At 64.7% G+C, this 25,011-nt stretch carries 25 protein-coding genes and 1 tRNA gene; 17 read left to right on the top strand and 9 right to left on the bottom strand.

The features are described 5' to 3' along the window. From bioF to GCN74_RS23715, 6 genes are all read left to right on the top strand, one after another. Positions 1-1,197: an 8-amino-7-oxononanoate synthase gene (gene bioF / locus GCN74_RS23740; protein WP_152258949.1), complete on the top strand. Its 1,197-nt coding sequence runs from the start codon at positions 1-3 to the stop codon at positions 1,195-1,197. Beyond that, positions 1,187-1,978: a dethiobiotin synthase gene (gene bioD / locus GCN74_RS23735; protein ID WP_152258948.1), complete on the top strand. Its 792-nt coding sequence runs from the start codon at positions 1,187-1,189 to the stop codon at positions 1,976-1,978. The genes bioF and bioD overlap by 11 nt, the downstream gene beginning before the upstream one ends. Positions 1,979-2,010: 32 nt before the next feature. Next, complete coding sequence (gene bioB, locus GCN74_RS23730; protein WP_152258947.1) at positions 2,011-3,057, top strand: biotin synthase BioB; 1,047 nt, start codon at positions 2,011-2,013, stop codon at positions 3,055-3,057. Between the two features lie 151 nt (positions 3,058-3,208). After that, positions 3,209-5,236: an acetyl/propionyl/methylcrotonyl-CoA carboxylase subunit alpha gene (locus GCN74_RS29745; RefSeq protein ID WP_152258946.1), complete on the top strand. Its 2,028-nt coding sequence runs from the start codon at positions 3,209-3,211 to the stop codon at positions 5,234-5,236. Positions 5,237-5,257: 21 nt separating this feature from the next. Further along, complete coding sequence (locus GCN74_RS23720) at positions 5,258-6,190, top strand: 2-hydroxyacid dehydrogenase (RefSeq protein WP_152258945.1); 933 nt, start codon at positions 5,258-5,260, stop codon at positions 6,188-6,190. Between the two features lies 1 nt (position 6,191). Further along, entirely contained in the window at positions 6,192-7,112 is a 921-nt protein-coding gene (locus tag GCN74_RS23715; RefSeq protein WP_152258944.1) for a hydroxymethylglutaryl-CoA lyase, read from the top strand. A gap of 104 nt (positions 7,113-7,216) precedes the next feature. On the opposite strand, the gene GCN74_RS23710 is transcribed toward GCN74_RS23715, so the two are convergent. Beyond that, positions 7,217-7,293 (bottom strand) — tRNA-Pro (locus GCN74_RS23710). Positions 7,294-7,459: 166 nt separating this feature from the next. On the opposite strand from GCN74_RS23710, the gene GCN74_RS23705 reads away from it, so the two are divergent. Then, positions 7,460-8,110, top strand: coding sequence for a hypothetical protein (locus GCN74_RS23705; protein WP_152258943.1), 651 nt, complete (start codon positions 7,460-7,462; stop codon positions 8,108-8,110). Positions 8,111-8,171: 61 nt separating this feature from the next. Here the strand turns inward: GCN74_RS23705 and rsmI are convergent, their stop codons facing one another. Continuing rightward, positions 8,172-9,080: a 16S rRNA (cytidine(1402)-2'-O)-methyltransferase gene (gene rsmI, locus GCN74_RS23700; protein WP_152258942.1), complete on the bottom strand. Its 909-nt coding sequence runs from the start codon at positions 9,078-9,080 to the stop codon at positions 8,172-8,174. Between the two features lie 195 nt (positions 9,081-9,275). On the opposite strand from rsmI, the gene GCN74_RS23695 reads away from it, so the two are divergent. The 7 genes from GCN74_RS23695 to GCN74_RS23665 all read left to right on the top strand — a co-directional run bounded on the left by GCN74_RS23695 (position 9,276) and on the right by GCN74_RS23665 (position 14,182). Further along, complete coding sequence (locus GCN74_RS23695; protein ID WP_226939187.1) at positions 9,276-10,460, top strand: penicillin-binding protein activator; 1,185 nt, start codon at positions 9,276-9,278, stop codon at positions 10,458-10,460. Positions 10,461-10,469: 9 nt separating this feature from the next. Continuing rightward, a complete protein-coding gene (locus tag GCN74_RS23690) occupies positions 10,470-10,829 on the top strand; it encodes a YraN family protein (protein ID WP_152258941.1) in 360 nt (119 codons plus the stop codon). A gap of 57 nt (positions 10,830-10,886) precedes the next feature. Continuing rightward, positions 10,887-11,483 (top strand): phosphoheptose isomerase, encoded by a 597-nt coding sequence (locus GCN74_RS23685; RefSeq protein WP_034752465.1) that lies wholly within the window; start codon positions 10,887-10,889, stop codon positions 11,481-11,483. After that, complete coding sequence (locus tag GCN74_RS23680) at positions 11,476-12,162, top strand: BON domain-containing protein (protein ID WP_152258940.1); 687 nt, start codon at positions 11,476-11,478, stop codon at positions 12,160-12,162. The genes GCN74_RS23685 and GCN74_RS23680 overlap by 8 nt, the downstream gene beginning before the upstream one ends. Positions 12,163-12,267: 105 nt before the next feature. Then, positions 12,268-12,789, top strand: coding sequence for a peroxiredoxin family protein (locus tag GCN74_RS23675; RefSeq protein WP_152258939.1), 522 nt, complete (start codon positions 12,268-12,270; stop codon positions 12,787-12,789). A 110-nt stretch (positions 12,790-12,899) separates the two neighbouring features. Next, entirely contained in the window at positions 12,900-13,490 is a 591-nt protein-coding gene (locus GCN74_RS23670) for a sigma-70 family RNA polymerase sigma factor (RefSeq protein WP_152258938.1), read from the top strand. Further along, the gene (locus GCN74_RS23665) at positions 13,487-14,182 is read left to right on the top strand and encodes an anti-sigma factor domain-containing protein (RefSeq protein ID WP_152258937.1); all 696 of its coding nucleotides are present in this window, start codon (positions 13,487-13,489) and stop codon (positions 14,180-14,182) included. The genes GCN74_RS23670 and GCN74_RS23665 overlap by 4 nt, the downstream gene beginning before the upstream one ends. A 65-nt stretch (positions 14,183-14,247) precedes the next feature. On the opposite strand, the gene GCN74_RS23660 is transcribed toward GCN74_RS23665, so the two are convergent. Together GCN74_RS23660 and GCN74_RS23655 are read right to left on the bottom strand one after the other, a co-directional pair. Then, positions 14,248-14,670 carry a PaaI family thioesterase gene (locus tag GCN74_RS23660; protein ID WP_152258936.1) on the bottom strand — a complete coding sequence of 141 codons (423 nt, stop codon included), beginning with the start codon at positions 14,668-14,670 and terminating at the stop codon, positions 14,248-14,250. Positions 14,671-14,770: 100 nt separating this feature from the next. Beyond that, the gene (locus GCN74_RS23655) at positions 14,771-15,928 is read right to left on the bottom strand and encodes a PepSY-associated TM helix domain-containing protein (protein ID WP_152258935.1); all 1,158 of its coding nucleotides are present in this window, start codon (positions 15,926-15,928) and stop codon (positions 14,771-14,773) included. A gap of 155 nt (positions 15,929-16,083) precedes the next feature. Here GCN74_RS23655 and GCN74_RS23650 point away from each other — a divergent pair, with 155 nt between their 5' ends. Together GCN74_RS23650 and GCN74_RS23645 are read left to right on the top strand one after the other, a co-directional pair. Further along, on the top strand, positions 16,084-16,428 hold the full coding sequence (locus GCN74_RS23650; protein ID WP_152258934.1) for a hypothetical protein: 345 nt from the start codon (positions 16,084-16,086) through the stop codon (positions 16,426-16,428). A 96-nt stretch (positions 16,429-16,524) separates the two neighbouring features. Next, complete coding sequence (locus tag GCN74_RS23645) at positions 16,525-18,696, top strand: TonB-dependent receptor (RefSeq protein ID WP_152258933.1); 2,172 nt, start codon at positions 16,525-16,527, stop codon at positions 18,694-18,696. 64 nt (positions 18,697-18,760) lie between these two features. On the opposite strand, the gene ung is transcribed toward GCN74_RS23645, so the two are convergent. The 4 genes from ung to GCN74_RS23625 all read right to left on the bottom strand — a co-directional run bounded on the left by ung (position 18,761) and on the right by GCN74_RS23625 (position 22,866). Beyond that, on the bottom strand, positions 18,761-19,429 hold the full coding sequence (ung, locus tag GCN74_RS23640; protein ID WP_152258932.1) for a uracil-DNA glycosylase: 669 nt from the start codon (positions 19,427-19,429) through the stop codon (positions 18,761-18,763). 145 nt (positions 19,430-19,574) lie between these two features. Beyond that, positions 19,575-20,582: a lipoyl synthase gene (lipA, locus tag GCN74_RS23635; RefSeq protein WP_152258931.1), complete on the bottom strand. Its 1,008-nt coding sequence runs from the start codon at positions 20,580-20,582 to the stop codon at positions 19,575-19,577. 37 nt (positions 20,583-20,619) lie between these two features. Continuing rightward, positions 20,620-21,324, bottom strand: coding sequence for a lipoyl(octanoyl) transferase LipB (gene lipB, locus GCN74_RS23630; protein WP_152258930.1), 705 nt, complete (start codon positions 21,322-21,324; stop codon positions 20,620-20,622). Between the two features lie 75 nt (positions 21,325-21,399). Beyond that, entirely contained in the window at positions 21,400-22,866 is a 1,467-nt protein-coding gene (locus tag GCN74_RS23625) for a PLP-dependent aminotransferase family protein (protein ID WP_152258929.1), read from the bottom strand. A gap of 128 nt (positions 22,867-22,994) precedes the next feature. Between GCN74_RS23625 and GCN74_RS23620 the strand changes: the two genes are divergently transcribed. Next, positions 22,995-24,194 (top strand): multidrug effflux MFS transporter, encoded by a 1,200-nt coding sequence (locus GCN74_RS23620; protein ID WP_152258928.1) that lies wholly within the window; start codon positions 22,995-22,997, stop codon positions 24,192-24,194. On the opposite strand, the gene GCN74_RS23615 is transcribed toward GCN74_RS23620, so the two are convergent. Continuing rightward, entirely contained in the window at positions 24,187-24,483 is a 297-nt protein-coding gene (locus tag GCN74_RS23615) for a DUF493 family protein (protein ID WP_152258927.1), read from the bottom strand. The two genes, GCN74_RS23620 and GCN74_RS23615, sit on opposite strands and share 8 nt — an antisense overlap. Positions 24,484-25,011 lie beyond the last annotated feature (528 nt).

The raw sequence follows: 25,011 nt of genomic DNA, 5'->3' as shown, positions 1-25,011 counted from the left end.
ATGGAACTGCTCACCCGCTTGAAACAGCAGTTGCAGGGGCTGGAAGAGCGCAGCCTGATCCGCCGCCGGCGCACCGTCGACACGCCGTGCGCGCCGCGCCTGACGGTGGACGGGCGCGACATGCTGGCCTTTTGCAGCAATGACTACCTGGGCCTGGCGTCGCATCCGCGCATCGTGGCCGCGCTGAAAGAGGGCGCCGACCTGTATGGCGCCGGCAGCGGCGCGTCGCACCTGATCAGCGGCCATAGCCGCGCCCACGCGCAGCTGGAAGAACGCCTGGCCGCGTTCGTGGGCGCCAACCTGGAACACGCGCGCGCCCTGTATTTCTGCACCGGCTACATGGCCAATTTAGCTGTGCTGACGGCCCTGTCGGCGGGCGATGCGGAGACCGAGATTTTTTCGGAAGCGCTGAACCACGCTTCGCTGATCGACGGCACGCGCCTGGCCCGCGTAAAAACGCGCGTATATCCGCACGCGGACCTCGACGCCCTGGCGGCCCTGCTGGCGGCCAGCACGGCGCAGACGAAAATCGTCGTCACCGACAGCGTCTTCAGCATGGATGGCGACCTGGCGCCGCTGCCCGCGCTGCTGGCCCTGTGCGAGCAGCACGGCGCCTGGCTGGTGGTCGACGACGCGCACGGCTTCGGCGCGCTGGGCGAGAACGGCCGCGGCGCACTGGAATACTTCGACCTGCATTCGCCCTACCTCGTATATGTGGGCACCCTGGGCAAGTCGGCCGGCGTGGGCGGCGCCTTTGTGTGCGCCCACGCAGCCGTGATCGACACCCTGATACAAAAGGCGCGCCCGTACATCTTCACGACGGCGGCAGCGCCCGCGCTCGCGCATGCGCTGCTGGCCAGCCTGGACATCATCGCCGGCGAAGAAGGCCGGCAGCGCCGCGCCCACCTGGCGGCGCTGGTGGCGCAATGGAACGAAGGCTTGCATCTGCAGCGCTGGCAAGCCTTGCCGTCGCTCTCCGCCATCCAGCCCGTCATCGTCGGCGACAACGCGGAAATGATGGCCATCGCCGCCACCCTGTACGAACAGGGCCTGTGGGTCGGCGCCATCCGCCCGCCCACCGTGCCAGCAGGTACGGCGCGCCTGCGCGTGACCCTGTCGGCCGGCCACACGGCGCAGGAAGTGGCGCAATTGATCAACGCAGTCAACACCCTCGAAAGGACTCGCCATGAGCCTTGATGACCCCATCGTGGCCGAGGTGCTGGCGGACCTGGCACCGGCCGTGCAGCCCGCGCCCGCCGCCACCGGCCTGCCATCGTACTTTGCCTGTTTCGTCACCGGCACCGACACGGAAATCGGCAAGACATTGACGTCGTCGGCCCTGCTGCATGCGCTGGTCGCGCGCGGCGTGCGCGCCTGCGGCATGAAACCTGTCGCCGCCGGCGCCGAGATGCGCGACGGCGAGCTGCATAATGAAGACGCCGACAGCCTGATCGCCGCCGGCAACGTCACCATGCTGCGCAGCCTGACCACGCCCTACATGCTGAAGGAACCGGCGGCGCCGCACATCGCCGCCGCGCTCGAAGGCGTGAGCATCGAGTCCGTGCCCATCCTGGCCGCCTACCTGGAAATCGCCGCCGCCTCGGACGCCGTGGTGGTCGAAGGCGTGGGGGGCTTCCGCGTGCCGCTGTCGCCCGGTTTCGACTCGGCCGACCTGGCGCAGCAGCTCGACCTGCCCGTGATCCTCGTGGTCGGCATGCGTTTGGGCTGCATCAGCCAGGCCTTGCTGACGGTGGAAGCCATCGAAGCGCGCGGCTTGCGCGTCGTCGGCTGGGTCGCCAACACCCTGGAAATGGAAATGCGCTTCCTCGACGAAAATATCGATGCGCTGATCGAGCGCATTCCAGCGCCGCTGCTGGGCAGGGTGCCGCGCCTGGCGCAGCCCAGCGCAGAAGCGGCGGCCGCCTATCTCGATTTCACCGGCTTGCCCAACTGGCCGGCGCAGCATCCAAACAACTGAACGTATCCAAAAATAGAAACGAAGGAATCACCATGTCTCACGTCCAAGAAGCAGCAAAAACCGTCGAACTGCACCGCCCTGCGGCGCGCATCACCGTGCCGGAAGCGGCCACCTGGCCCGTCGCCGACGTACTGGCCCTGTTCGACCTGCCATTCAATGACCTGATGTTCCAGGCCCAGCAAACCCACCGCGCCAACTTCCCGGACGGCGACGTGGAACTGGCAACCCTGCTGTCGATCAAGACGGGCGGCTGCGAGGAAGACTGCGGCTACTGCCCGCAGGCGGCCCGCTACGACACGGGCGTGGAAGCGAAAAAAATCCTCGACATCGACACGGTGCTCGACGCAGCCCGCCAGGCCAAGGCCAACGGCGCCACGCGCTTCTGCATGGGCGCCGCCTGGCGCAGCCCGAAAGAGCGCGACATGGAAAAAGTCGAAGAGATGGTCAGCAAGGTGAAAGCGCTGGGCCTGGAAACCTGCGCCACCCTGGGCATGCTGGAAGAGGGACAAGCCGACCGCCTGAAAAACGCGGGCCTCGATTTCTACAACCATAACCTCGATACGGCGCCCGAGTTCTACGACAACGTCATCTCCACGCGCGAATACCAGGACCGCCTGGATACCCTGGGCCGCGTGCGCGAAGCGGGCTTGAAGGTATGCTGCGGCGGCATCGTCGGCATGGGCGAAACGCGCCTGCAGCGCGCCGGCCTGATCGCCCAGCTGGCGAACCTGAATCCGTATCCGGAATCGGTGCCCGTCAACCACCTGGTGCAGGTGGAGGGCACGCCGATGTACGGCCTGGAAGCGCTCGATCCGTTCGAATTCGTGCGCACCATCGCCGTGGCCCGCATCACCATGCCGAAGGCGCGCGTGCGCTTGTCGGCGGGCCGCCGCCAGATGGGCGAAGCCGTGCAAGCCATGTGCTTCCTGGCTGGCGCCAATTCCATCTTCTACGGCGACAAGCTGCTCACCACCGACAACCCGGAAGCGGAAGACGACCGCACCCTGTTGAATAAACTGGGTCTGCAAACGCGCGGCGCCATGCTGGACTCGGTGCAGAAAGAGAAGTGCGGCTGCTGATCGAAGTCAACCGGGGTCAGACCCGCCGGGTCTGACCCCAGCTTTTGCTTTTGGGTTAAACAAGAACCCAACGTCTGTCCTGCCGGGGTCTGACCCGTCGGGTCAGACCCCCAAAAAAAACTTCCAGCCACGAGCTGCAAAGAGAGAGACCATGTTCACTAAAATCCTGATCGCCAACCGCGGCGAAATCGCCTGCCGTGTCGCCGCTACCGCGCGCCGCATGGGCATCCAGACCGTCGCCGTGTATTCGGAAGCGGACGCCAACGCCAAGCACGTCGCCGTGTGCGACGAAGCCGTCCTGATCGGCCCCGCGCCGGCCAAGGAAAGCTATCTGTGCGGCGACAAGATCATCGCCGTGGCGCTGGCGACAGGTGCGCAGGCGATCCACCCCGGCTACGGCTTCCTGTCCGAAAACGCGGATTTCGCCGACGCCTGTCATGCGGCGGGCCTGGTCTTCATCGGCCCGCCGGCATCCGCCATGCGCGCCATGGGCTCCAAGTCGGCCGCCAAGTCGCTGATGGAAAAAGCCAACGTGCCGCTGGTGCCCGGCTACCATGGCGAGGAACAGGATGCGGACTTCTTGCACGGCCAGGCGGACAAGATCGGCTACCCGGTCCTGCTGAAGGCATCGGCCGGCGGCGGCGGCAAGGGCATGCGCGTCATCGACAACAGCGCCGACTTCAAGGCCGCCCTGGCCTCGTGCAAGCGCGAAGCGATCAGCTCTTTCGGCGACGACAAGGTGCTGGCTGAAAAATACCTGTCGCGTCCGCGGCATATCGAAATCCAGGTGTTTGCCGACACCCTGGGCAACTGCATCTACCTGTTCGAGCGCGATTGCTCGGTGCAGCGCCGCCACCAGAAGGTGCTGGAAGAAGCGCCGGCGCCGGGCATGCCTGCCGACCGCCGCGCAGCCATGGGCGAAGCGGCCGTCGCTGCCGCCAAGGCCGTCGGCTACGTGGGTGCGGGTACGGTGGAATTCATCGCCAACCAGGATGGTTCGTTCTACTTCATGGAGATGAACACGCGCCTGCAGGTCGAGCATCCAGTGACGGAAATGATCACCGGCACGGACCTGGTGGAATGGCAGCTGCGCGTCGCCTTTGGCGAGCCGCTGCCGAAAAAGCAGCATGAACTGGCCATCCACGGCCACGCCATCGAAGCGCGCATCTATGCGGAAAACCCGGAAAAGGGTTTCCTGCCGTCGATCGGCACCCTGCGCCACATGCAGTCGCCGTCGGCCGTCACGTTCGAACTGGGCGGCACGGTGGCTCCGGCATCCGTGCGCATCGATTCGGGCGTGCGCGAGGGCGACGCCATTTCGCCGTTCTACGACCCGATGATCGCCAAGCTGATCGTCTGGGGCGCGGACCGCCGCGTAGCGCTGGCGCGCATGGCGCAGGCGCTGGCCGACTACCAGATCGTGGGCCTGGCCAGCAATATCGCCTTTTTAAGGCGCCTGGTCGAAGGCCAGGCATTCGCCAGCGCGGACCTGGACACGGGCTTGATCGAACGCAATCAGGAGTCGCTGTTCCCCGCCTTGCAGGCGGCGCCCGACACGGCCCTGGCGCTGGCGTCCGTCGCCCTGCTGCTGGAAGAAAAAGCGGCCGCCGAAGCGCAATCGGCCAATCGCGCCGACCCGTGGGGCAATGCCCTGGGCTGGCGTTTGAACAGCACCCTGGCACGCAGCCTGGCGTTTGCCGATGAATTCACCCAGGCCGGCGACGGCAAGGCCTATGCCGCGCGCATCGCCTACCAGACGGATGGCTGGCTGTTCAACGGCCAGGCCCTCAGCTTGACGGCGCGCACAGGCAACGAGCTGCACATCAAGCTGGGCGAGCGCGCCGTGCATGGCACGGTACTGCGCGACGGCGAGCAGTTCCACGTGTTTACCAGCGGCTTGCACTACACCCTGCATTACAGCGACCCGATGGCGCATGCGGGCGAAGTGGAAGCGGAAGGCGGCCGCCTGACGGCGCCCATGCCGGGCAAGGTCGTCGCCGTGCTGGTCAACCAAGGCCAGGACGTGAAAAAGGGCGAACCGCTGGTCATCATGGAAGCGATGAAGATGGAGCACACGATCGCCGCGCCGCACGACGGCCTGGTGGAAGAGGTGCTGTACGCCGTCGGCGACCAGGTAGCCGATGGCGCGCCGCTGCTGGCCTTCAAGGCTGCCGCATAAGGAGCGCCCTTGGAAACGTCCATGCGCATTCTTCTACAACGTTCGGACGGCAAGGAAGCGGCGTGGATCAGCGACTTCCGTGACTTGCTGCCCGAAGCGCAGATCCATTTCTGGCGCGAAGGCGATACGGCCGCGCCCTGCGACTACGCCGTCGTGTGGCAGCCGCCGGCCGCCATGCTGCCCGTACTGAGCGGTGTCAAAGCCATCTTCAACACGGGCGCCGGCGTCGACGCGCTCTTGAAATTCGGCGACGCGCTGCCCGCCCACGTGCCGCTGGTGCGCCTCGATGACGCAGGCATGGGCGTGCAGATGGCCGAGTATGTGAGCCACGCCGTGCTGCGCCACTTCCGCCGTTTCGACGATTACGAGGCGCAGGGCCGCGCCGGCATCTGGCAGCCGCTGCCCGCATTCGAGAAGGGGGATTTCCCCGTCGGCGTATTGGGCATGGGCGTACTGGGCACGCGCGTGCTCGATGCGCTGGCACAGTTCGAGTTTCCCCTGCGGGGCTGGAGCCGCAGCCAGAAACACATCGATGGCGTGGCATGCTTCGCGGGCGAGGAGGGTCTGGAAGAATTCCTGCGCGGCACGCGCGTGCTGGTCTGCATGCTGCCGCTCACACCGGACACGCACAATCTGCTGGACCGCGCGCGCCTGTCCATGCTGCTGCCGGGCGCCTACGTCATCAACGTGGCGCGCGGTGCGCATCTCGCCGAACCGGATTTGCTGACCCTGATCCGCTCCGGGCATATCGCCGGCGCGACCCTGGACGTGTTCCGCAACGAGCCGCTGCCGCAGCAGCACCCGTTCTGGCAAGAACCCCGCATCACCATCACGCCGCATATTTCGGCAGCCACCCTGCGCCGCGAAAGCGTGACGCAGATCGCCGCCAAGATGCGCCGCCTGCACGCCGGAGATTCTGTCGCTGGCATCGTCAACCGTTTGCAAGGATATTGAAATGAATCCAACTCCTAGTCTGCCCAAGCAGGTCAAGATCGTCGAAGTGGGTCCGCGCGACGGCCTGCAGAACGAAAAGGAAACCATCAGCGCCGCCGTCAAGATCGAGCTGGTCGACCGCCTCACGCAGGCCGGTTTCGCCAACATCGAGGCGGCATCGTTCGTGTCGCCGAAATGGGTGCCGCAGATGGCCACCAGCGCGGAAGTGATGGACAAGATCGCGCGCCGCGCCGGCACGATCTATTCGGCGCTGACGCCGAACATGCAGGGTTTCGATGCGGCGCTGGCGGCCAGGGCCGATGAAGTGGTGATCTTCGGCTCCGCGTCCGAGGCGTTCTCGCAAAAGAACATCAACTGCTCGATCGCCGAATCGATCGCCCGCTTCGAAGGCGTGGCCAAGGCAGCCAAGGAACACGGCCTGCGCTTGCGCGGCAGCATCAGCTGCGCCTTCGGCTGCCCTTACCAGGGAGAAGTACCGCTGGATGCCGTGGCCGACGTGGTGGGCCGCATGCGCGACCTGGGTTGCGACGAAATCGACATCGCCGACACCATCGGCGTGGCCACGCCGCGCAAGACGCAGGCGGTGATGGCACGCGCGATCCAGGCTTTCCACGTGGGCGGCCTGTCCGGCCACTTCCACGACACCTACGGCCAGGCGCTGGCGAATATCTACGCCAGCCTGGAAACGGGCATCGCCATCTATCACTCGTCCGTCTCGGGCCTGGGCGGCTGCCCCTACGCCAAGGGCGCCACGGGCAACGTGGCCACCGAGGACGTGCTGTACATGATGCAGGGGCTGGGCATTGCCACCGGCATCGACCTGGACCTGGTGGTCGATGCGGGGCAGTTCATTGCGCAGCAGCTGGGCCGCAAGGGTTCCAGCCGCGCAGGCAACGCCATTGCGGCGAAACGCCTGGGGTAAATGCAAAGGGGCCGATGGCCCCTTTTCTTATGCATGCCGCATGCACGAAAGACAGACGAAAAAAAACCCAAGAGCCTGAACTCTTGGGTTTTTTTCTACAAATTTGGTCGGAGTACAAGGATTCGAACCTTGGACCCCCTGGTCCCAAACCAGGTGCGCTACCGGGCTGCGCCACACTCCGAAGACCAAGATAATACAGGCCGTATCCACTTCGGTCAAGGGTCAGGTGAAACTCTGTGTAAATTATTTACGCGCGGCACTGGGACTCATGTATTTTTCAAAACGATTGAAGTATGCGACACTCACTTGGCAAGTTTTCCCGATCAGACATGAAGGCGACGACGGCAATGGAGTTCAGTATCGAAAGAAACGGCGGAAGCGGCGGTGGCCAGCCCTTGCCGGACCGCCGCGGCATCGCGCTGGGCATCGCCGTGTCCCTGCTGCTGCATGGCGCCCTGATCTCTCTATGGCGCCATGTACAGCCCGCTATCCAGCCGGATACGGCGCCGCGCGTGGAATCGATCGCCGTGTGGATACGCCCGCTGGCCGCCAAGCCGCCGCCACCGCCTGTCGAGGTCATCAAGCCGAAACGCGAACCCAAGCCCATCAGCAAGCCAAAACCGGCCACGCCCCGGGAAACACCGGCGGCAGCCACGGCGCCGGCATCCAGCCCGCAAGCGATCACGGTCGTACCGGCAGCGCCGGCCACGCCCGCAGCCAGTGCCGATACCTTCAGGCAAGAAACCCCGGAGACGCCGACATTCGACATGGATGCGGCCAGAAAGACGGCGCGCAAGATGGCGGGCGAGCGCGACCCGTCCAAGGTGGGCACGGCCGTGGGACAAATCCCCGACAAGCCCCTGCAAACGGAAACCCAGCTGGCGCGCGACATCGCGCAAGGCAAACGCGGCGATTGCCGCACCGCCTATTCGGGCGCAGGCTTGCTGGCGCCCGTGCTGATGCTGCTCGACAAGAAAGATAGCGGCTGCAAGTGGTGATTATTTAATAACACACCCAGATTGGGCAGGATCCTATCCAATTGGGTAGGCTGGAATCAAGCTATTCCTGCCCCTTCAACTGCAACGCCCGCTCATACAGGGCATTTTTCTTGCGGCCCGTGATTTGCGCCGTCAGGTTGGCCGCTTGCTTGACGCTGCATTCGGCCAGCAGGATATTGAGGATGCGTTCCGCTTCCGCGTCTTCCGCGTCCTGCGCTTGCGTGGCGCCTTCCAGCAGGACGACGAACTCTCCCTTTTCGCGGTGCGCGTCGGCGCGGATCCAGCTTTCCGCTTCGGACAGGGGGCAGCGGTGGATTTCCTCGAACAGTTTCGTCAGCTCGCGCGCAAACACCACCTGGCGCGCGGGTTCGAACACTGCCGCCAGGGCCGTGGCGCAATCGAGGATGCGGTGCGGCGCTTCATAGAACACCATGGTGGCCGTCACGCCGCGCAGGCTGTGCAGCATGTTTTCGCGCTGCTTGGCCTTGGCCGGCAGGAAGCCGACAAAGTAGAACTGGTCATTGAGCAAGCCGCTGGCAGAAATGGCGGTAATCGCCGCCGACGGGCCCGGCAGGGGCAGCACGCGCAGTCCCGCCGCGCGCACGGCGTCGACGATGCGCGCGCCCGGGTCGGAAACGGCGGGCGTGCCCGCATCGGAAACGAGGGCGATGCGCTCGCCCGCGTGCAGGCGGGCAATCAGGGTTTGCGCCACTTCGCGCTCGTTATGTTGATGCGCCGCAATCAAAGGCTTGTTCAGGCCAAAACGCGTCAGCAGGTGCGCCGTGTTGCGCGTATCTTCACAGGCGACGGCGTCGGCAAGGCTCAGCAGATGCAGCGCGCGCAGGCTGATATCGGTCACATTGCCGATCGGCGTGGCCACTATATACAATGTTGCGCTAGGATAGACCTGGTGCGCCGCCTCTGTCATGATGGGCAGGCTGGCGATGGAACTGATTTCTTGTACGGTCATTTTGGAGGTTAAATGCTTGCTAATAGTGTGAAGTTACTGCTTGTTTGTGCCGCGACCGGCATGCTGAGCGCTTGCAGCACGCCTTGCGACGCGCCCGGGCAATTGTGCGCGCCTATTGAATCTAACACAAGGCCGCTACCACCTCCGAAGCCACTGCCGCCGCCCGTACCGCCCAAGCCGCCCACCCCGGAGCCGGTGACGTTTGCCGTGGCCGTGCCCGATATTACCGCGTATGACGGCAATGGCGCGCCGCTGGCGCCCATCACGGGCAAGCCGGCGACGGGCACGCCGCTCGACATGCCGGCCGCCACGGCGCCGGCGCCCGCCGACGGCAATGTCCACCACATCGGCCTGCTGCTGCCGCTGCGCTCGGCGTCCCTGGGCCCGGCCGCAGAACTGCTGCGCGCCGGCTTCATGGCCGCATATGAGCGCGACCGCAGCGGCTTCGAAGTGACGGTGGTCGACACGGGCGATGGCAGCACGGATATCCTGAACAAGTTTGCGCAAGCGCAAGAAGAACAGGACATCGTCGTGGGACCTTTGTCGCGCTCGGCCGTGACGGCCGTGGCAAACAGCGACCTGGTACGCAAGCCGACGATTGCCCTGAACCACCCGGACAACCGCGGCGAAGCGCGCCTGCCGGCCAAGCTGCTGGTGATGGGCTTGTCGATCGAGGCGGAAGCGCGCCAGGTCGCCGCCTGGGCCGCCAGCGAGCAGCCGGGCGCGAGCGCGCTGATCCTGTCGGCCGGCTCGCCCTCGCAGCGCCGCACCAGCGCCGCCTTCAAGCAGGAATGGCTGCGCCAGGGCGGCAAGATCGAAACGATGGACTTGACGGCCACGAATGGCTACCTGAGCGATGCGGAACTGGTGCAGCTGCGCGCGCGCCTGGCCGCCACGCCACCCGGCCTGCTGTTTGCCGCGCTCGACGCCGACCAGGCGCGCCAGCTGCGCGTGGCCATCGGCAGCGACTTGCCCCTGTATGGCACCTCGTCATTGAATCCCGGCGCAGGACGCGGCGCCAGCGGCCCCGAATTGGACGGCGCGCGCCTGCTCGACCTGCCGTGGCAAGTGCAGCGCGACCATCCGCAAGTGATGGTGTATCCGCAGCCGCCGCAGGCGGGCGACGCCCGCCTGACGGCCGACATGGAACGCCTGTACGCGCTGGGCATCGATGCCTTCCGCGTAGCGCGCGAAGTGGCGCTGCGCCCGAACGCGCCGTTCACGCTCGATGGCGTGACGGGCCGCCTGGCCGTGCGCTTTGAGAATGATCAAAGCGTGTTCGAACGCACGGAGCAGGCCGCCACCTACCAGCAGGGCGCACTGAGCACCTGGCCGCCGGCCACGGCAGCAACACCGGCCGCCTTGCCGCAGGCGCAATAAGGACAGGCCATGCCGCCCCTGCCGTTCCAGAACAAGCAGGCACGGGGGCGGCAGGGCGAAGACGATGCGCTCGCGTATCTGTTGCTGCAAGGCTTGGTGCTGCTTGCACGCAACTATCTGTGCAAGGGCGGCGAGCTGGACCTGATCATGCGCGATGGCCCCTCCGTCGTCTTCGTGGAAGTGCGGCTACGCAGCAGCGCAGCGTTCGGCGGCGCCCTGGCCAGCATCACGCCAGCCAAGCAGCGGCGCATGGTGGTGGCCGCGCAAACCTGGCTGCTGGGGCAAAAAAGCGTGCCGCCATGCCGTTTCGACGCCGTGGCCATCGATGACGGGCGCATCAGCTGGCTGAAGAACATCCTCGATATGTAAGCATTTTTAACAGTGCTTGTCCGCCATGCCGCGCGCCTGCACTATAATCGGCAGACTATGAATAATCAACGCATCCTCTCGCACTTCCACGAAAGTGCTGAACTCAAGATCCAGGCCGCTACCGTACTGGCGCAACCCATTGCGCAGGCGATCGACCTGATGTTTTATGCATTGTCCAACGGCAACAAAATCCTGGCATGCGGCAATGGCGGTTCCGCCGCCGACTGCCAGCATTTCGCCGCCGAGCTGGTCGGACGTTTCGAACGCGAGCGCTTTCCGCTGCCGGCCCTGGCGCTGACGACGGATACCTCGATCCTGACGGCCGTGGCGAACGACTACAGCTACCGCGAGATCTTCTCGAAGCAGGTACAGGCATTCGGCCAGGCCGGCGATATCCTGCTGGCCATCTCCACGTCGGGCAATTCGGCCAACGTGATGGCGGCCGTGGAAGCGGCGCTCGAGCGCGAAATGCGCGTCGTGGCGCTGACGGGCAAGGACGGCGGCGCCATCGGCAAGATGCTGACGGATGCCGACGTGCATATCTGCGTGCCGGCCGAGCGCACGGCGCGCATCCAGGAAGTCCATCTGACCACCATACATTGCATCTGCGACGGCATCGATGTCGCCCTATTCGGAGGAGACGTGAATGACTAAATTCGGTACTGGCCCAGGCTGGAAACGCGCACAACGCCCATTGGCCACCGCACTGCTGTGCGGCGCCATGCTCACCTCGCTCACCGGCTGCATCGAACTGATGGTCGGCGGCGCCGTGATGGGCGGCGTTGCCGCGGCAGACCGCCGCACCCTGGGCGCCCAGACCGAAGACAAGTCGATCGCCCTGAAAGGCGAAGCACGCATTCCCTCCATCGTCGGCGACGTGGGCCACGTGAATGTCACCAGCTTCAACCGCCGCGTCCTGCTGACGGGCGAAGTGCGCGACGAGGCGATGAAAAATGCCGTCGAGCGCGAAGTACGCAATATCGAAGGCGTGGAATCGGTGGCCAATGAACTGATCATCGCCGGCCCGGCCAGCTACACCTCGCGCTCGAACGACGCGCTGATCACGACCAAGGTCAAGGCCAGCCTGGTGGACATGAAAACAATCTCGGCGGCCTCGTTCAAGGTCGTCACCGAGAACGCCACCGTCTTCCTGATGGGCAGGGTCACCCAGCGCGAAGGCACGGTTGCGACCGACGTGGCGCGCGGCGTGGGCGGCGTGCAGAAAGTGGTCAAGCTGTTCGACTACATTTCGGAAGCGGAACTGAAGCAATTGCAGCCGGACCCGCCGCAGCAGCGCACGACGAACACGGTCAGCGATACGGTACAGCAGTAAGCGCCTACGCCATCCGGCCTAGGCCACGCCGACGATGCGGCGGCTATAATAGGTACATCGTGGCCGCATCGCCCCGCTTTTCAAGTGACTCATTTCAACTTCGCCATGTCAACTTCGCCATCCGCAAGCAAGTCCTGGATCAAGCCAGCCCTCATCGCCGTCTTCGTGGCGGGCGTGGCGGCAGCCGGCTATCTGTCGCTCAATGACAAGCAAAGCGCGCCGGACGTGACCTTCCACGGCATCCATGGCGAGAAAATCACGTCAGCCAGCCTGCGCGGCAAGGTGGTGATGGTCAATTTCTGGGCCACCTCGTGCACCACTTGCGTGGCGGAAATGCCGGACATGGTCGACACCTACAACAAGTACAAGGGGCAGGGCCTGGAATTCGTGGCCGTGGCCATGAAATACGATCCGGCCAACTACGTGCTGAACTTTGCCGAAACGCGCCAGCTGCCGTTCAAGGTGGCGCTCGACGTCACGGGCGAGGCGGCCAAGGCCTACGGCGACGTGGCGCTCACGCCCACCACCTTCGTGCTCGACAAGCAGGGCAAGATCCTCAAGCGCTATGTGGGCAAGCCGGAATTCGCGGAACTGCACAAGCTGCTGGAAACCGCCATCGCCGGTTGATCCAACACAAAAATACCCACCCTACACCGCACAAAACTCTGTTGCCAAGTGTTGCCAAACTGTTATAACCTTCCCAAGTGTGATTTCCATTCACCTTGTGAAGGCCTGCCGTGTCCCTAGCCGCTCAATCGCCCGACCCGCAGCAACTGAAAACCTGGCTGCTTGCCGCCGGCAACAAGGACGCCACGGCGTTCCGCCAGCTATATAACTGCACATCATCGAAACTGTTTGGCTTCGCGCTGCGTATATTGCATAAGCAAGAGCTCGCTGAAGAAGCCTTGCAAGAGGGTTTCGTCGCCATCTGGAACAACGCCGCCGCTTACCAGAGCCATCTGGCGGCGCCGATGACCTGGATGGCCACCATCGTGCGCAACAAGGCGTTCGATGTGTTGCGGCGCAGCGACGATACCGTGGAAATCGATGCCGAACAGTTTGATAGCGAAGTCATGAATGCACTCCGAGACCCCCAGGCCACGCCCATCGAATCACTGCAGCTGAGCGGTGACGCCAAGGCGCTGGCGTTTTGCATGTCCGCCCTGGAAGGGCTGCACCGGCAGGTGGTCGCCCTGGCGTTCTATCACGACCTGTCGCATAGCGAAGTGGCGCAGCAGATGTCGCTGCCGATCGGCACCGTGAAGACCTGGATACGCCGCAGCCTGGAACGGCTGCGCACGTGCCTGGCGAAACGGGAGGCATCATGAATATCCGCGGCAATGACGTGCTGCGCCAGAAACTGGCGTCCGAATACGTGCTGGGCACCTTGAAAGGAGGCGCGCGGCGGCGTTTCGAAGGCTGGCTGCACAACGACGCCGATTTGCGCAATATCACGGCCGAATGGCGGCAGCGCCTGGAACCGATGGCGGAATTTGCCACGCCCGTGGCGCCGCCCAAGCGCGTGTGGCAGCAGATCGAGCGGCGCCTGCACCTGGCGCCGCAGGGCGGCTGGGCGCTGTGGCGCGATTCGCTGTCGTTCTGGCGTTCGCTGGGCTTGGCTTCGAGCGCCATCGCCGCGCTGCTGGTCATCGTCGTGGCCACGCGCGTGATGGATGCGCCGCAGATCAGCTATGTGGCCAGCCTGACGGATGAGAAAGCGCAGACGGCCCTGCTGCTGACGGCCGACAGCCGCCACGGCGCGCTCGAAGTGCGCATGGTGGGCAATGCGCCCGTGCCGAGTGACAAGGATCTGGAACTGTGGGCCGTGCCGAAGAGCGGCAATCCCCGCTCGCTCGGCTTGCTGGCCGACAAGGGCAACGTGAAACTGGCCCTGTCGCAGCGCGCCATCGGCAGCGACGTGGCCCTGCTGGCCGTCACCCTGGAGCCGAAAGGCGGTTCGCCCGATCCGAACGGACCGACGGGACCAATCTTGTACAAGGGTAACTGGGTGAAAATTTAACCACCCCAAAAGCGGGGGCCGGGGTCGTAGCCTGCAGGGTACGACCCCGGATGTTGCTCTTGGGCTTATTTAGGATACAAAATCATCTGCGTGCAGCGGAACAGGGCAATCGTCTTGCCCGTTTCCTTGCTTTTCACCACGGCATCCCACACTTGCGTGTTGCGGCCCTTGTGCTCGACCTTGGCCGTGCAGGTGAGCGTGCCTTCGCGGGCCGTGCCCAGGTGGTTCGATTTCAGTTCGATGGTGGTGAAATTGTTCGCGCCTTCGGGCAGGTTGACGATGCAGCCATAACCGGAAGCCGTGTCGGCCAGGGTCACCACGCTGCCCGCGTGCAGATAACCGTTCGGCGCCAGCAGATGCGGCAGCACGGGCAATTCCGCCGTCAGCTGGCCGTCGCCCACTTCCGTGATGACGATGCCCAGGTGGCCGGGCAGGCGGCCCGTGCCGCGTTCATTCAACATTGCTACGGTGATGTCGGGATTGCTCATGGTCTCTGCTTTTCCTTGTTATTGAGTGAAGCCGGACCATGCGATGGCCCGGAAAACACTGCGATCATAGCAATTTTCCCCGTTCTGGTTTGGCGGCCGCCTATTTCCGGCCGCGCCGCCGTTTCCACCACACCAAGGTCCCCGTCAGCATGAACAGCAAGGGCATCAAGCCGAAGAGCGTGATGAAACTGCGCCCGGCCACGCCAAACGCCTGGCCCGAATGCAGGGGGAATTGCCAGCCCAGGAAGCGCTCGCCATACGATGCCGTCAAGGGGTCGCGTATGCGCAGGGGCAAGCCGCTGCGCGCGTCCAGCGTGATGCGCGTGGCGCCGTCGCCGTGGGCGATTTCGTCAAGCTGGCGCACGCGGATGTCATACGGCTGGTTCTTTTTCGCCGGCAGCACGATGCGCGACACGCGCGCCTGCGGATACAGCAGCTGCGCGGCGGCCATCGCGGCGCCCGCATCGAGCGGGGCCCCATCCTGCTGCACATTGTTCAGCTTGGCCGTGTCCGGCACCGTCGACACCAGGTCCACCAGCGGCACGACCAGCTGCGGCAAATTGAAATAGATGCCGGAAAAGGCGATCACGGCCAGCACGGGCGCGGCAAAGAAGCCGGCCGCTTTGTGCAAGGTGTAGTTGAAACGGGGCCAGGAGCCGCCATGCGACACGGTCAGGGCCCGCTTGATCGCCGTCCACTGCAAACGCGGCCACCACAGGTAGATGCCGCTCAAGGCCATCAGCAGCAGCAACACGCCGGAAATCCCCGTGACCGTCTTGCCCGCGTCGCCCGTCAGCAGATAGCGGTGCACATGAAACATGCCCGACATCAGCAGCGGGCGCGTGAAGCCGAAGCGGCCCCAGTCGCGCTCGCCTTTGACTTGCAAGGTGTAGGGGTCGACCATCACCTGGCGCACGATGGCCTGGCTGAACGGCGAAGGTTTGCCCGCCTGCCGGTACGAGGCCACATACACGTCGCGCGCATCGGCGGGCGGATTGAGCTGGGCCGGCTTGCCGTAGACGGGATCGGCAGTCAGCTGGTCGACCACCGCTTGCACCGTGCCTGGCGTCACGCGAAACACCTGGCCCGCCGCGGGCGTGCTCGCCTGCAACAGGGTGGGATTCAGATACGCGTCCAGTTCCGGCATCCAGGCGATGGCGGAACCCGTCAATCCCAGCAGGACGAACAGGGCGCCGAACCACAGGCCCGCATACAGGTGCAGCTTGGCTAACAGCCATTTGATCGGGCGCTTGGACATGAATGAGGGACTCTGGGAATTTTGGGCTGCGAAACGATAGCATGAATGAAGGGGAGTGAAAATCATTATCAGCTGGCATCCTGCCAGGCCGACATAGCGCAAATGAATTGCAACAAGCGCTGACAAGGCGGCGATTTTCTTGCTACTATGCGCCCATGTCTTCCCGCCAGCCCACCCGCAAGCTTGCCCATCACGGTGCCGCCGCCCTCGCGCGCACGCCGTGGCGCCTGTGCGTGGCCCTGTTCAGTGCGCTGGCCCTCGTGTTCCTGCTGTCGACGGCCGCCTCGCACCTGCACAAGACCAGCCTGGACGCGGAAGAGTGCGCGCTGTGCGCCACGGCCATCGACAAGGTGGCCGATATCGCCGTGCCGCCGGCCATCGCCGAGCCGCCCGCCCAGTTACTGCCGTACCGCCTGCTGGCCGTCGCGCCCGCCGCCCTGGCGCCTGCCGCTGCCCTCATCCTGCCGCCCGTGCGCGGCCCGCCTGCCGCCTCGTTGTAGTTCCCACGCTGTTCTTATCCTTTTTTCAGGCTGCACTGCCGCGCGCGTCTTCATGCGCGCCGTGCCGCCTGGCGTAGACTATTTTCGAGGTTCACCATGCAACACACACCACGCTTGAGCGCCCTGTCGCTCGCCCTTGCCAGCCTGTTCAGCTTTTCCGCCCATGCCGCCGAGCCTGCGGATGCCAGCCCGGCCACTTCCGGCGCCGATGCTGCACCACAAGAGATGCAAAAAGTGGAAGTCACGTCCGCCCATTTGAAAAGCGCGCGCATCGAGCTGTCGCCGAAAGTCGGCACCACCATCTACAGCATCGACAGCCACATGGTCGACATGCTGGGCCAGGGCGACAACACGCCATTCAATGAAGTGCTGCTGCGCCTGCCGGGCGTATCGCAGGATTCCAAGGGCTCGGGCGCCCTGCACGTGCGCGACGACCATGCCAACGTGCAATACCGCATCAATGGCGTGCAGTTACCGGAAAGCATCAGCGGCTTCGGCCAGTCGATCGACACGCGCTTGATCGACAAGACGGATTTCATGACGGGCGCCTTGCCGGCCCAGTTCGGCCTGCGCACGGCCGGCATCGTCGACATTGAAACGAAGGAGGGCGGCATGACGCCGGGCGGGCGCATCGGCATCCTCGTGGGCAGCCACGACCATGTGGAACCGAGTGCCGAATTTTTCGGCAGCGTGGGCAAGTTCAATTACTACCTGTCCGGCAGCTACCTGGGCAATTCCCTGGGTGTGGAAAACCCGCAAGACACGCGCAGCGCCCTGCACGACAAGACGCGCCAGAACAAATCGTTCGGCAGCCTGTCGTATTTCCTCGATGACAATACGCGCCTGGCTGCCATGTTCGGCACCTACAACGGCCGCTTCCAGATCCCGAACAACCCGAACCAGGCGCCTGCGTTCAGCCTCGATGGCCACAGCGATGCGCAGGCGGGCACGTCCAGCCTGCCGTCGTCGCAGCTGAATGAAAACCAGCGCGAAGTGAACCGCTTCCTCGTGCTGTCGCTGCAAAAGAGCCTGGGCGACATCAATTACCAGGTGTCCGCCTTCCACCAGTACTCGGAGCTACACTTCACGCCCGATTCCATCGGCGACCTGATCTACAACGGCGTGGCCTCGGACTCGCGCCGCTCGAACAGCGCGTCCGGCGCCCAGTTCGACGCCAGCTACAAATGGCACCAGGACCACACCGTGCGCGCAGGCCTGGCCTACACGCGCCAGAAAACCACCAGCGACAACACGGTGGCCGTCTTCCCAAGTATTGACGGGGTACAAAGCGCCACCACGCCGGTCTCCATCGTCGACAACAGCGGCAAGACGGGTACCCTGGCCAGTTTTTACCTGCAGGATGAATGGCATATCAGCAAGCCTTTGACCCTGAACTATGGCGCCCGTTTCGACAAGGTGTCGGCCTACACGAGCGAGCAGCAATGGAGTCCGCGCGTCAACCTCGCGTACCAGCTGGCGCCGGGCACGGCCCTGCACGCCGGTTATTCGCGCTACTTCACGCCGCCGCCGCAGGAACTGGCGGCGCAAGGCAGCATCGACCTGTATGCGAACACGACGAATGCGCCGGAAATCGGCCAGTCGGACAACGTCAAGTCCGAACGCACGCATTACTACGACGTGGGCATCAGCCACCAGGTCACCCCGAAACTGACCGTGACGGCCGATGTGTACTATAAAAAGATTAACAACCTGCTGGACGAAGGCCAGTTCGGCCAGGCGCTGATCCTCACGCCGTTCAACTATGCGGACGGCTACGCCAGGGGCCTGGAATTGTCGGCCATCTACAGCGAGAAAAACTGGGGCCTGTTCCTCAACGCCAGCACGCAAAAGGCGCAGGGCCGCAACATCAATTCGGGCCAGGCCCTGTTTGGCGCCGATGAGTTGAACTACATCAGCAAGAATTATGTCTACCTTGACCATGACCAGAAATACACGCTGTCCGGTGGCGGCCACTACCACTTTGGCGATTCGCAAGTAAGCGCTGACTTCCTGTATGGCAGCGGCCTGCGCATGACGCCGGAAGGCGGCGCACCGAATTCCGGCCATTTGCCGAGTTACTTCACCGTCAACACGGCGCTCACGCACACGTGGAAAAACACGCCCGTGGGCAAGGTCGAAGGCCGTTTGGCCCTGATCAACCTGTTCGACAAATCGTATCTGCTGCGCGACGGTTCCGGCGTGGGCGTGGGGGCGCCGCAGTACGGCGCCCGCCGCAGCCTGTATGCGGGATTGTCGACGAGCTTCTAGTTCCCCCAACGCGCGAGGACAGCGGCAGGGAGCAACGCCTGCCGCTGTCGGTTGCCGTCAAGAATCAGCTTTCACCCCAGGCGATGGCCGCCTGGCCGTGCGCCTGCAAATACGCATTCGCCTGGCTGAACGGCTTGCTGCCAAAGAAACCTTTGCCGGCCGACAAGGGGGACGGGTGGGGCGCCGCCAGCACCAGGTGCTTGCCGGGGTCGATCAAGGTGCGCTTGGCTTGCGCGTAGCCGCCCCACAGGATGAAAACCAGGTTGCTACGCTCGGCGGACAGGTGGCGGATCGCGCTGTCCGTCAATGTCTCCCAGCCCTTGGCCGCGTGCGAACCGGCCGCCCCGGCCCGCACGGTCAGCACGCTGTTGAGCAAGAACACCCCTTGTCCGGCCCAGTCGGACAAATCCGTATGCGTGCGCTCGATGCCCACGTCCGTGGACAACTCCTTGAAGATGTTCTGCAGGCTCGGCTGCGGCGGATGGCCGTCCGGCACGGAAAAGCACAAGCCCATGGCCGCGCCGGGTGTGTGATACGGATCTTGCCCCAGGATCACGACTTTCACTTGCTCGAACGGCGTCAGGTCGAAGGCCCGGAAGATATATTTGCCCGGAGGACAACACGCTCCCGCCGCATATTCCGCCTTCACGAAGGCGGCCAGGCGTTCCCAGTACGGCTGGGCAAATTCCCCCCCCAGCCGCGCCTTCCACGATGCGTCGATGCGTATGTCCATGCCTCACCTCATAGCCGATTCGTCAACCATGCCTTTTCAGCATGCCAGTATAGGACGCTCAGCCGATGAGGCGCATACGATACGAACAGGCAAAAAAAAAGCCGCCCGGCTTTGCAGCGGGCGGCCTTGACGTGGCGCAGGGTGCTTAGAAATTCAGCGCCGATTCCACGCCGGCGCTGTGCGCCTGTTCATCCGCGTGGTACGAACTGCGCACCATGGCGCCCACGGCAGCGTGGGTGAAGCCCATTTTATACGCTTCTTCTTCGAACATTTTGAAGACGTCCGGATGCACGTAGCGGCGCACGGGCAAGTGGCTGTTCGACGGCGCCAGGTACTGGCCGATGGTCAGCATGTCGATGTCGTGCTCGCGCATGTCGCGCATCACTTGCAGGATTTCCTCGTCCGTCTCGCCCAGGCCCACCATGATGCCGGACTTGGTCTTCACGTCCGGGTACATGGCCTTGAAGTCCTTCAGCAGTTTCAGCGAGTGCAGGTAGTCGGAACCGGGACGGGCTTCCTTGTACAGGCGCGGCGCCGTTTCCAGGTTGTGGTTCATGACGTCAGGCAAGCCATCCTTGAACAGGTTCAGGGCTTTTTCCAGGCGGCCGCGGAAGTCGGGCACCAGCACTTCGATGCGGGTGTTCGGCGACAGGGCGCGCGTTTGCTGGATGCACTCGACGAAATGGCCGGCGCCGCCGTCGCGCAAGTCATCGCGGTCGACGGACGTGATGACGACGTAGTTCAGGCGCAGCTTGGCGATGGTTTTCGACAGATTCGACGGCTCGTCCTTGTCCAGCGGGTCCGGGCGGCCATGGCCCACGTCGCAGAACGGGCAGCGGCGCGTGCACTTGTCGCCCATGATCATGAAGGTGGCCGTGCCCTTGCCGAAGCATTCGCCGATATTCGGGCAGCTGGCTTCCTCGCACACGGTGACGAGTTTGTTTTCGCGCAGGATGTCCTTGATTTCATAGAAACGGGTCGATGCCGACGCGGCCTTGACGCGGATCCAGTCCGGCTTTTTCAGGCGCTCGACTTGCTCGATCGGAATGATCTTGATCGGGATGCGCGAAGTCTTGCTGGCGCCTTTTTGCTTTTCGCTCGGATTGTAGGCGGGAGCGGCGGGGGCGGTGCTGGAAATGGTCTCAGAAGTCATGGCTGCAAGCCCTTGAAGGGCATGTTGGTTTGTTTGCTCAGGCATCCGCTGCCTGAGGCGCGCCTGCGGCGCTGTTTACTTCGCTTACATCGAGTAATACGGTCAATTCATGGGCCAGGGCCCGCTGCACCTCGGCCAGCGGCGCCGACACGCCCATGCTGCGCATGTCCACCGTCTTCAGGCCGGAATAGCCGCAGGGGTTAATCCAGGAAAACGGCGCCAGGTCCATCGCCACGTTGAGCGATACGCCATGGTAGGTGCAGCCGTTGCCGCGCACTTTCAAGCCCAGCGCGGCGATCTTCGCACCCTTGTCTGGCCCGCCGGCAATATAAATGCCGGGCGCGCCATCGATGCGCTCGCCAGCGAGATTATACGCCGCCAGCACGTTGATGATGGCTTGCTCGATTTTATGCACGAACTGGCGCGCATACAGCTTGCCGCCCGGCTTGTTGCGGCGCAAGTCCATCAGCAGGTAAATCACCACCTGGCCGGGGCCGTGGAACGTGACTTCGCCGCCCCGGTCCGTCTGCACCACAGGCACATTCTCCGCGCCGGCCAGCAGATGGCCGCGGTCGGCCGCCAGGCCCAGGGTGAACACGGGCGGATGCTCGACGATCCACAGTTCGTCGCGCGTGTCCGTCGTGCGCGCGTCCGTAAACGCGCGCATGGCGGCAAAGGTCGGCTCGTAGTCGACGCGGCCCAGCTCGCGGATCAGTGCCGTTTCGGTTCGGGTGGTGGTCATGACAAAGTCTGTGGTCAGCTGCCGGCGCCCTGCGGACGCTGCGGCGAAGCCGTGATTATAAGCCAGGCGGCCGTTTCATTCAGCCGTGGGCGCCGGCAACAGCAGCCTGCCCAATTTTTGTGCAGCATGGCGTATCTGCGCGGCGCTGAGAGCCGTGTAGCCCAGCAGCACGGCCGGCGCCAGCCTGGCGCCGTGGCAAAAATCACCGAGCGGCTGCAGCGCCAGCCCCTCCTGCGCGGCACGCGCGCAAAACGCCCGCTCGTCGCTGTCCGGCGGCAGCCACAGCACGCAATGAAAGCCCGCCTGCTGGCCCGTGACCGTGTAGCGCCCCGGCGCGGTCTGTTCCAGACAGGCGAGCAGCAGGTCGCGCCGCTCCTTGTAGGCCAGCCGCGCCTGACGCAAATGGCGCACGAAAGCCCCTTCCTCCATCCAGGCGGCCAGCGCCAGCTGTTCCGTCACGCCCACGGAGCGGCCCGTCAACTGCACCATGCGCAACAGCTGCGGACGCAGGCCCGGCGGCAGCACCATGAAGCCCACGCGCAGGCCCGCAAACAGGGTCTTGTTGAAACTGCCACAGTAAATCACGCGCTGGTACTGGTCCAGCGCCTTCAGGGCCGCCAGCGGGGCGCTCTGGTAATTGAATTCGCTGTCGTAATCGTCTTCCACCACCCAGGCGCCGTGGTCGTTTGCCCATTCCAGCAAGGCCAGGCGGCGCGTGACGGACATGGTCACGCCCAGCGGCGACTGGTGCGCCGGCGTCACATACGCGAGGCAGGCGTCAGCATGCGTGGCCAGGGCGGCGCAATCGATGCCCTCGGCGTCGACGGCTATGTCCACGGGCACGGCGCCGGCGAGGGCAAACAGGGCGCGCGCGGCCGGGTAGCCCGGTTCTTCCAGGCAGACCTTGTCGCCGTCGCGCACGATGCTGCGCGCCAGCAAGTCGATCGCGTGGCGGATGCCCGTGGTGACGACGATATCGTGCGGGTCGCAGCGGATGCCGCGGTACTTGCCGAGGAAGTCGGCGATCTGCTGGCGCAGCTGGGGCAGGCCGGCCGGATCGGCGCTGCACAGCTGTTCCGGCGTGGCGGCCGCCAGCGCCCGCGTGGCGCACCGGGACCAGGCGGCCATGGGAAACAGGCTGGCATCGGCGCGCCGCGCCACGAAGGGCAAGCCGTCGCGCACGCCCGTGTCCGACGCGGGCGCGGGCATGGCAGCCGCCGCCGGGGCGACATCGCCAAAGCCGGCCATCAGGAAGCGTTCCGGCACGACAGCGCATACGCGCGTGCCGGAACCGGGCACGCGCGTCACGTAGGCTTCCGCGTGCAGGCGGTCGAACACGGTTTCGATGGTGCCGCGCGACAACTCCCACCGCTCGGCCAGGGTGCGGCTGGACGGCAGACGGCTGCCCGCCGGCAGCATCTTCGTCAGGATGGCCGAGCGCAGCGCTTCATACGCGCCATCCTGCTTGTTGACGCCCGCCTTGTCGAGCCAGCTGGTGGGACGAGGCAAGTCCAGGGCGTGCGGTGATTTTCCTCGCGGCATGATGATGATCGTCCAAGTGGTCCAATGAGTTTTCTGATGACTGGCACTTCGCATTACACCACAACCATTCTACTCTCACTGTTCCCGTGCGCCAGTGGGGCGCACGTTTGCCTGGACCGTGTAAAACAATGCAGAAACAACTCGCTTTATGGGCCTGGGGCGGCATCGTGCTGCTGCTGGTCTGCCTGTCGCGCATCAGCATCGACATCTACCTGCCGTCGCTGCCGGCCATGGCCGACGCCCTGCAGGCGAGCGATGCCCAGTTGCAACTGACCCTGAGCCTGTTCATGGCCGGCTCGGCCGCCTCGATGCTCGCTTGCGGGCCGCTGGCCGACCGCTACGGACGCCGTCCCGTGCTGCTGGCCGGCACGGGCATCTTTGTGCTCGCCAGCATCGCCTGCACCGTGACCAGCGACGTCCACGTGCTGATCGCCGCGCGCGTGCTGCAGGCGTTCGGCGGCTGCAGCGGCACCATCATCGGCCGGGTCATGGTGCGCGACCGCTTCGATCCCGCCACGCAGGCGCGCATGCTGGGGAAAATATCGATGGCGATGGGCCTGTCGCCCATCGTGGCGCCGCTGGCCGGCAGCGTGCTCGACGCGGCCTTCGGCTGGCGCGCCGTGTTTGGCGTGCTGTGCCTGCTGGGCGCGCTGTCGCTGGGGCTGATCGCCGCCTGGGTGCCGGAAACCAGGCCGGCCGATGTCGTGCCTCAGAGAAATACCCTGGCGCTGTACCGCCGCCTGCTGGGCGACGCGTATTTCCTGCGCTATGCGCTGGCCATCGGTTTTGTGTATTGCACGTATTTTCCATTCATCGCGGAATCGTCCGTGCTGTTGCAGAGGGGCATGCATCTGTCGCCGCACACGTATGCGCTGGTGTTCGCGCTGACGGTCAGCGGCTATGTGGCGGGATCGAGCCTGTTTCGCGCCCTGGGGCCGCGCCTGGGCGCCGACTACATGCTGGGCGTGGCAGTGCTGATCAATGTGGCGGGCGCGGCCAGCCTGTTGCTGGCGGGGACTTTGGCGCCGCAGCACGTGGCGTCGCTGGTGGCGCCCATGCTGCTGGTGATGGTATCGGTGGGCATGGCCATCCCGGCCTGCCAGCTGGCCGTGCTGCAGCCCTACGGCGCCCAGGCGGGCAGCGCCTCGGGCCTGTTCTTCTTCATCCAGATGCTCATCACGGCCGCCTGCGGCGCCGTGATCGCCGCCGTCACCGATGGCAGCGCACGGCCGCTGCTGTGGGTGACGGCGGCGGCCAGCGCGGCGTTTGCCCTGGTGTGGCGGCTGACGAAACGCCAGCCCGCCAGGGCGGCGGCATGTCTTACATGACGATCTTGACCATCGGGTGGCCCGACAGCGCCGTGTACAGGGCGTCGAGCTGCTCGCGGCTGATGGCGCGCACGGTGACGGTCAGGCCCGTGTAGTTGCCCTTGCCCGATGGACGCTCTTCCATGCGGCCCGCGTGGAAGGTCGGATCGTGGCTGATCACCAGTTCCAGCATGGTCGGCGCGAAGTCCACATGCGTGGGACCCATGATCTTGATGGGAAAATCGCTCGGGTATTCGATCAGCGATTCGCTGGGAGGAATAATGTGTTCGCTGGGTGGGGTGGTTTGCATGGGAATTCCAATCAGTGCCGGTCAGGACAGGCGGCGCGGCGTATGGCGCGCGGCGCCTGCATAAAAGCGTATTGTAGCCAACTTTGGAGGCGGATGCGCCCGTTGCCATGGCGCCGGCGTGGCGGAAAAAAAAAGCCAGCTTTGTAAGCTGGCGAAAACTATTTCGTTTAGACAAAATAGCCGGAAAAATCGGTGCTGTCAGCCAGTCAGGCATTGCGCTGTGCTGCAATGACGTCACTGTAGACAAAACACGGCGACTTTACCTCCGGCATGTGATGAACGGTCGCTTTGGCGGCTTGAACGTCGATAATCCATGACCGGACGGACAGACGGCCAGCGCCAGCGGTCCGTTCAGCGCTCCGTTTCCTGCATCCGGCCATTGCGGCCGGGGCCGCCGCGCTCATTGACCCGGTCATTGTTCCGGTCATTATTCCGTTCCCGTGGCGGCCCGCTGCGTTCGCCCCCGCGCGCCTCCTGTGCCGCAGGCGCCGGCATCGGCGGCGGCGCGGGCCGCGGCTGGGCCACGGG

The organism is Janthinobacterium sp. FT14W (assembly GCF_009208755.1).
Lineage (GTDB): Bacteria > Pseudomonadota > Gammaproteobacteria > Burkholderiales > Burkholderiaceae_D > Janthinobacterium > Janthinobacterium violaceinigrum.
Note: the sequence above shows the minus strand (reverse complement) of the source record. Positions and strands in the feature narration are given on the sequence as shown.